The organism is Streptomyces ipomoeae 91-03, assembly GCF_000317595.1.
GTDB classification, from domain to species: domain Bacteria; phylum Actinomycetota; class Actinomycetes; order Streptomycetales; family Streptomycetaceae; genus Streptomyces; species Streptomyces ipomoeae.
Genome location: NZ_AEJC01000551.1, coordinates 38,212 through 45,140 on the forward strand (window position 1 = coordinate 38,212; position 6,929 = coordinate 45,140).

Consider the following 6,929-nt stretch of genomic DNA (forward strand, 5'->3'; position numbering starts at 1 on the left):
CACCAGGCATGACATGGATGATGACGCGTGTTCTGGGGAACCGCGACGCGGGGTTGTTCCTGGCCGGGGTCGTGGTGTCGGGGTTCGGCTCGTCGGCGATGTGGCTGGTGGCGGGGGTGTGGGTCAAGGACCTCACGGGGTCGGACGCGCTGGCGGCGTTGTGTACGTTCGCGCTGTGGGCCCCGATGGTGGCAGGCCCACTGCTGGGCACCCTCGCGGACCGTCCCCGCCGCCGTTCCCTCCTCATCGGCACCGACCTCGGCCTGGCCGCCCTCCTCCTCACCCTCTTCGCCGTGGACGAGCCGGGCGACCTGTGGCTCCTGTACGCGGTCCTCCTGACCTACGGCGCCATCGGCGTCGTCCAGGACGCGGCCGAGTCGGCGCTCGTCACCGCCGCCGTCGACACATCACTCCTCGGTGACTTCAACGGCTTCCGCATGACGGCCAACGAGGGCATGAAACTGGTCGCCCCGCCGGCAGGGGCGGGCCTCTACGCGGCGTACGGCGGCGCGACCGTGGCGCTGCTCGACGCGGTGACGTTCGCGATGGCGGCGGGGTTGTACGGGCTGCTGCGGGTACGGGAGGCGGTACCGACCGTGGCCGGAGCGAGCGGGACGCCGACGGCGCCCGAACCGTCCCCGTCCCCGCGCCCGAGTCGGCGCACCCGCACAGCCGAAGGCGCCCGCCACCTCTTCGGGCACCCCCGCCTGCGCCCCCTCGTCCTGGCCGGCGGCGCGACCATGCTGCTCTCCGGCATCAACGGCGCGCTGATCTACGCGGTGGTCGAGTCCCTGGGCCACTCCCCCACGTACACCGGCGTCCTCTACGTGGCCCAGGGCATCGGCTCGATCGTCATAGGCCTGGCCACGGGCCCCCTGCTGCGCCGACTCGGCGAACTCCCCTTCGCGGCCTACGGCATGGCCCTGACCGGAGCAGCCGTGGCACTCCGCGCGATCCCCGACGACACGCTCGCCCTCGCGTGCAGCGCCGCGATCGGCCTCGGTCTGCCCTGCGCCCTGACCGCCGCCCTCACCCTCGTCCAACGGGAAACGCCACCCGACCTGCTGGGCCGCGTGACCGCCACCGCCCACACCCTGCTGTTCGCCCCGACCGCGGTGGGCATGGCGATCGGCGCGGCATTGGTCGAACTGGTGGACATCCGGCTGTTGTTGGTGGCGGTGGGAGCGGTATGCCTCCCGCCGGCCGTATGCCTGGCGGTCCCTGTCCGGCGGAACATGTGACCGACGGCTCTGGCTCTGGGGGCAGATCCCCTACCCATGGCCGCGGCCGATCAGCGGTCCTCGGTCCAGGCGAACAGCGACGACTCCGCCGAACAGCCGGCGTGGCGTCGGCTGACCGCCCAGCACGCCGATCGCCGGCGTGAAGGACGGGTACGTGGCCAGGTTCTCCTGGGCCCCGTAAGGGGCGCGAGGAACTGCGCGATCAACCGCACACCACCCGTACCCGCACCACAACGCCATCCTCCCGAGCCAGTAGGCGGCTCCAGGGGCGCGGCCCCTGGCGGTCGGGCGGGGTCGAAGGGGCGGCGGGGGCGAGAAAGCCCTACGGCACCACCACGATCTTGCGCCCCACCCCCGCCGCGAACTGCTCCAGCGCCCGCGGATACCGCTCCAGCGGCACCCGGTCGCTGATGAAGATCTCCGGATCCAGTACCCCGTTCGCGAACAGCTCCGCCGCCCGCTCGAAGCTGTGCAGCACCGCCATGGAACCGGTGATGGTGATCTCCTGGTTGTAGATGCGGTACGGGTCGATCGTGACCCGGGTCGCATAGTCCGCCACCCCGAACTGCAGGAACGTACCGGCCTTGGCCACCCGGCCGAGGCCGTCCTGGATGGCCGCCGCGTTCCCGGTCGCGTCCACGACCACGTCCCACCCCTGAGGGCGATCCAGCTCGTCGGGGTTCGCGGCGGACGCCGAGACACCCAGCCGCCGGGCGGTCTCCAGACGGGACGGGTTGACGTCCACGACGTCCACGCCGGCCGCCCCCGTCCGCTTGGCCAGCTCCAGCATCATCAGGCCCATCGTCCCGGAGCCGTAGATCAGCACATGGGCGCCCAGGCGGGAGCGGAGGACGTCGTACCCCCGTACCGCGCACGACAGCGGCTCCACCAGCGCCGCGTCCGCCGTGCGGATGTGCTCGGGGAGGCGTACGCAGTTGGCCACCGGCGCGACCGCGTACTGGGCCGCGCCACCCGCCGTGGTGACGCCGATGGCGGCCCAGCGTTCGCAGAGGTTGTTGTGGCCCGTCCGGCAGTAGCGGCACTCGTAGCAGTACAACGACGGGTCCACCGCCACCTGGTCGCCGACGGACACCTCGGTGACCTCGGCCCCCACCCCCACCACCTCGCCCGCGAACTCGTGCCCCGGCACGATCGGCAGCTTCGGCGCGAACTCGCCCTGGAGGATGTGCAGATCGGTGCCGCACAGGCCGCACGCGGCGACCTCGACGACGACCTCGCGGGGGCCCGGTGTCGGGTCCGGGACCTCGGCGACGACGGCCTTGCCCACGGACTCGATGACGGCGGCCTTCATTTCACGGCTCCCAACGACAGGCCCTGGACCAGCTTGTCCTGGGCGGCGAACCCCGCGGCGAGCACCGGCAGGGAGATGACGAGCGACGCGGCGCACACCTTCGCCAGGAACAGGCCCTGGCTGGTGATGAAGCCGGTCAGGAAGACGGGGGCCGTCTCGGCGACGACGCCCGTGAGCACTCGGGCGAACAGCAGTTCGTTCCAGCTGAAGATGAAGCAGATCAAGGCCGTCGCGGCTATGCCGGGGGCCGCGATGGGGGCCACCACGCGCGCCAGCACCGTCGGCAGGCGCGCGCCGTCGAGCTGTGCGGCCTCGATCACCGCCACCGGGACCTCCGCGAGGAAGGACTGCATCATCCAGACGGCGATCGGCAGGTTCATGGAGGTGTAGAGGACGACCAGCAGCCAGATGTTGTCGAGGAGGCCGGCGTTCTTCGCGAAGAGGTAGATGGGGAGCAGGCCCGCCACCACCGGCAGCATCTTCGTGGAGAGGAAGAAGAACAGGACGTCCGTCCACTTCCGTACCGGGCGGATCGACAGGGCGTACGCCGCCGGGAGGGCCAGCAGCAGCACGAGCAGGGTCGAGGCGAGGGACGCGACCGTCGAGTTGATGAGGGCGGGCCAGGGGCCGGCGCCGCCGTCCACGCCGAAGAACTCGCGGTAGCCGTCCAGGGTCAACGCGGCCGTGAAGGACGGCGGGTTGGTCGCCGCGTCCGACTCGGAGTGGAAGGACGTCAGTGTCATCCAGGCGATGGGGAGGAAGAACAGCAGCCCGGCCAGCCAGGCGGCCACCCCGAGCCCCGCGCCCCGGGCCCTGCGCGAGCGGGGACCGGCCCCGGCTTCCGCGCGAGCTCCGGATCCGGAACCGGACCCGGCCTCTGCTTCGGACCGTACGCGTACCGTCGTGTCGCTCATCCCCGCGACACCTCCTCGCGGAACAGTGACGACACCACGCGGAGCGCGAACGTCGCGATGATGATCGAGCCGATGACGACCAGGACGCCGGCCGCCGAGGCGAGCCCGTTCTCATGGGCCTGGTAGAAGGTCTGGTAGACGGTGTACGGGAGGTTCGCCGTGCCGAGTCCACCGGATGTGATCGTGAAGACGGCGTCGAAGTTCTGGACGATGTAGATCGAGCCCAGCAGCGCGCCCAGTTCCAGATAGCGGCGCAGATGCGGGAGCGTCAGATGGCGGAAGATCTGCCAGTCGCTCGCGCCGTCCACCCTCGCCGCCTCGATCTGCTGATGGTCCCGGGACTGCAGTCCGGCCAGCAGGATCAGCATCATGAACGGCGTCCACTGCCACACCAGGGAGGCCTCGACCGCGAGCAGCGGGGTCTCGGAGATCCAGTCCGGCTGGGGGCCGCCGACGTAGTGCGACAGGCCGTTGAACAGGCCGTATTCGGGGTTGTAGAGGACGTGTTTCCAGAGGAGGGCGGCGGCGACCGGGACGACCAGGAAGGGGGCGATGAGGAGGGTGCGGACGATGCCCCGGCCGCGGAACCTCCGGTCGAGCAGCAGGGCCAGCGCCAGCCCCAGGACCAGGCTGGCCAGGACCACGGCGACCGTCAGCAGGATCGTCGTCCACACCGAGCGCCGCAGATCGGGGTCGGTGAGGACCTCGCCGTAGTTGGCGAGACCGGCGAAGTCGCGGGCGTCGGGGTAGAGGGAGTTCCAGTCGAAGAGGGAGATCACCAGCGTGGCCACGAACGGGAGCTGGGTCACGGCGATCATGAAGATCAGGGCGGGCAGGAGCGGGGCGCGGGTGGCCCAGGCGCGCAGTCGGGCGTTCGGTGTGCCGTCCGTGCGTACGGGGGTCGCCGTTGTCGGCGCTGTCGTCGTCGCGGTCATCGGCCCTCGTACTCCTCGGAGATCTGCTCGGCGAGCGCTTGCGATTTCTTCAGGGCCGACTCGACGGACTGGCGTCCGGCGATGGCCGCGCTGATCTCCAGGGAGACCTTGGTGCCGAGATCGGTGAACTCGGGGATGCCGACGAACTGGATGCCGGGCGCGGGCCGCGGCTGCACACCGGGGTCGGTGGGCCGGGCGCCCTCGATGGCCTCCCGGGTCATCTCCTGGAAGGCGGCGGCCTCTTTGACGTACGCGGGGTTCGTGTACGTCGACTCCCGTTTGCCGGCGGGCACGTTGGACCAGCCGATCCGGTCGCCGACCAACTGCTCGTACTGCTTGCCGGAGGCCCAGGAGACGAACTTCCAGGCCTTGTCGGGGTTCCGGGAGGCCTTCTGGATGCCCCAGGCCCAGGTGTAGAGCCAGCCGGAGGACTCGGTCTTCTCGACCGGTGCCGGTACGTAGCCGATCTTTCCCTTCACCGGGGAGTCGGCCGCCTCCAGGGAACCGGCCGCGGAGGTGGCGTCGTACCACATGGCGACCTTGCCCTGGGTCATGTTGTTCAGGCACTCGGCGAACCCGGACTGGGCGGCGCCGGACTCGCCGTGTTCGCGGACGAGGTCGACGTAGAACTTGGTGGCCTTCTCGAACTCGGGTGAGTTCAGTCGGGCCTTCCAGTCCTTGTCGAACCAGGTGCCGCCGAAGGTGTTGACGACGGTGGTGAGCGGGGCCATCACCTCGCCCCAGCCGGGCAGTCCGCGCAGACAGATGCCCTTCATGCCCGACTCGGCGCCGTCCGCCTTCGCGGCGAGGTCGGCGACCTGCTGCCAGGTGGGGTGCTCGGGCATGGTGAGCCCCTGCTCGGCGAAGACGTCCTTGCGGTACATCAGGAAGGACGACTCGCCGTAGAACGGCTGTCCGTAGAGCTTGCCGTCGTCGCCGGTCAGGGACTGGCGCATCGGCTTGAGGATGTCCTGCTGGTCGAACGCCGTGTCCTTGGCGACGTACGAGTCCATCTCCTCCAGCCAGCCGTTCCTGGCGTAGATGGGGATCTCGTAGTTGCTCAGCGTCGCCACGTCGTACTGGCCCGCCTGGTTGGCGAAGTCCTGGCTGATCTTGTCGCGGACGTCGTTCTCCGGCAGGACGGTGAAGTTCACCTTGATGCCGGTCTCTTGGGTGAAGTGGGCTGCCGTGAGCTTCTGCAGCTCCTGCATCTGCGGGTTGTTGACCATCAACACGTTGATGGAGTCGCCGCCGGATCCCGCCCCGCCCGCTCCGGTCCAGCAGCCGGAGAGAAGCGGGGCGAGCAGCGTCCCTGCGGCGACCGCGATCAGTACGGTGCGCGGCCTCCGTCGGCTCGGGGTTCGCATGGATCGCTCCTGGACGTATAGGGAGATAAGGGGCACGGGAGGGGTAGGGGATGCCTTGAGGAGGGGATGAGTTGGATTTCCGGACTCGGTGGGTTTGTTTTTCGGACTCGTTCTTCAGACCTGCTCTTCAGACCTGTTCTCCAGGTCTGTTCTCCAGGTCTGTTCTCCAGGTCTGTTCTCCAGGTCTGTTTCTCAGACCCGGATGACCTGGGGCCCCAGCAATGAATATCGGTGGGCCTCCGCCGTGGGCAGCAGCGTGCTGGTGACGATCGCCTCCAGCTCGCCGACCCCGGCGAACCGGCAGAAGCTGACCGCGCCGAACTTGGTGTGGACGCCGGCGAAGACGGTGCGCCGGGAGGCGCGGATGGCCTGGGCCTTGACCTCGCTGACCGCCGGGTCGGGGGTGGTGAGCCCATGGTCGCGGGTGATGCCGTTGGCGCCGATGTAGGCCAGGTCGATGACGAAGCCGGCGAGCATCTTCGTCGTCCAGTGGTCGACGGTGGCGAGGGTGCCGGGCCGCACCCGGCCGCCGAGCAGCAGCACGGTGGTGTTGCCGGCCTCCGCGAGCGCGCCCGCGGTGGCGAGGGAGGCGGTGACCACGGTCAGCGGCCGGTCACGGGGCAGCGCCTCGGCGATGAGCTGCGGGGTGAAGCCCTCGTCGACGAAGACCGTCTCGGCGTCCCCGAGCAGTTCGGCCGCCGCGGCGGCGATACGACGCTTCTCGGGGACATGACTGGTCGCACGGAAGGCGAGCGTCGTCTCGAATCCGGCGCTCTCCACGGGATACGCCCCGCCGTGCGTACGGCGGACCAGCCCGTGGTCCTCCAGGGCGCGCAGATCACGCCGCACGGTCTCCTTCGCCACGCCCAGTTCGACGGCGAGTTCGGCGACGTCGACCGAGCCCGTACGGCGGGCGGCCCTGACGATCTCGCGCTGCCTTTCTTCCGCGCTCATGGCCGACACCTGCTCTCCCTCGCCGTAGTGCTGCCCGTTCGGGCCCGCTGGAGGCCTCGGGGGAAGTTCTACAGCGGGTGCGCCGCGCCGACCAGGTCTGTTGCGCATCCGATGCTGCCCGTCCATGCCCGTTTCACGAGGCCCTCGCCCGTCGCGGACCTGGGGCGGAGGTGGGATCGGGCACCGCGCGTGCCCGAACACGGGGG

Annotated in this window: 6 protein-coding genes; 1 reads left to right on the forward strand and 5 read right to left on the reverse strand. The window is 70.0% G+C overall.

Going from position 1 to position 6,929, the window contains the following annotated elements; all coding sequences use genetic code 11:
- Positions 1-17: 17 nt before the first annotated feature.
- Positions 18-1,241 (forward strand): MFS transporter, encoded by a 1,224-nt coding sequence (locus STRIP9103_RS36010; RefSeq protein ID WP_009330842.1) that lies wholly within the window; start codon positions 18-20, stop codon positions 1,239-1,241.
- A 322-nt stretch (positions 1,242-1,563) separates the two neighbouring features.
- Here the strand turns inward: STRIP9103_RS36010 and STRIP9103_RS36015 are convergent, their stop codons facing one another.
- From STRIP9103_RS36015 to STRIP9103_RS36035, 5 genes are all read right to left on the reverse strand, one after another.
- On the reverse strand, positions 1,564-2,553 hold the full coding sequence (locus STRIP9103_RS36015; protein ID WP_009330862.1) for a zinc-dependent alcohol dehydrogenase family protein: 990 nt from the start codon (positions 2,551-2,553) through the stop codon (positions 1,564-1,566).
- On the reverse strand, positions 2,550-3,467 hold the full coding sequence (locus STRIP9103_RS36020) for a carbohydrate ABC transporter permease (protein ID WP_009330848.1): 918 nt from the start codon (positions 3,465-3,467) through the stop codon (positions 2,550-2,552). Before STRIP9103_RS36020 ends, STRIP9103_RS36015 begins: the two co-directional genes overlap by 4 nt.
- Entirely contained in the window at positions 3,464-4,402 is a 939-nt protein-coding gene (locus STRIP9103_RS36025; RefSeq protein WP_009330866.1) for a carbohydrate ABC transporter permease, read from the reverse strand. The genes STRIP9103_RS36020 and STRIP9103_RS36025 overlap by 4 nt, the downstream gene beginning before the upstream one ends.
- Entirely contained in the window at positions 4,399-5,769 is a 1,371-nt protein-coding gene (locus tag STRIP9103_RS36030) for an ABC transporter substrate-binding protein (protein ID WP_009330855.1), read from the reverse strand. The genes STRIP9103_RS36025 and STRIP9103_RS36030 overlap by 4 nt, the downstream gene beginning before the upstream one ends.
- Positions 5,770-5,961: 192 nt before the next feature.
- Positions 5,962-6,732 (reverse strand): DeoR/GlpR family DNA-binding transcription regulator, encoded by a 771-nt coding sequence (locus STRIP9103_RS36035; protein WP_009330843.1) that lies wholly within the window; start codon positions 6,730-6,732, stop codon positions 5,962-5,964.
- Between the last annotated feature and the right edge of the window lie 197 nt (positions 6,733-6,929).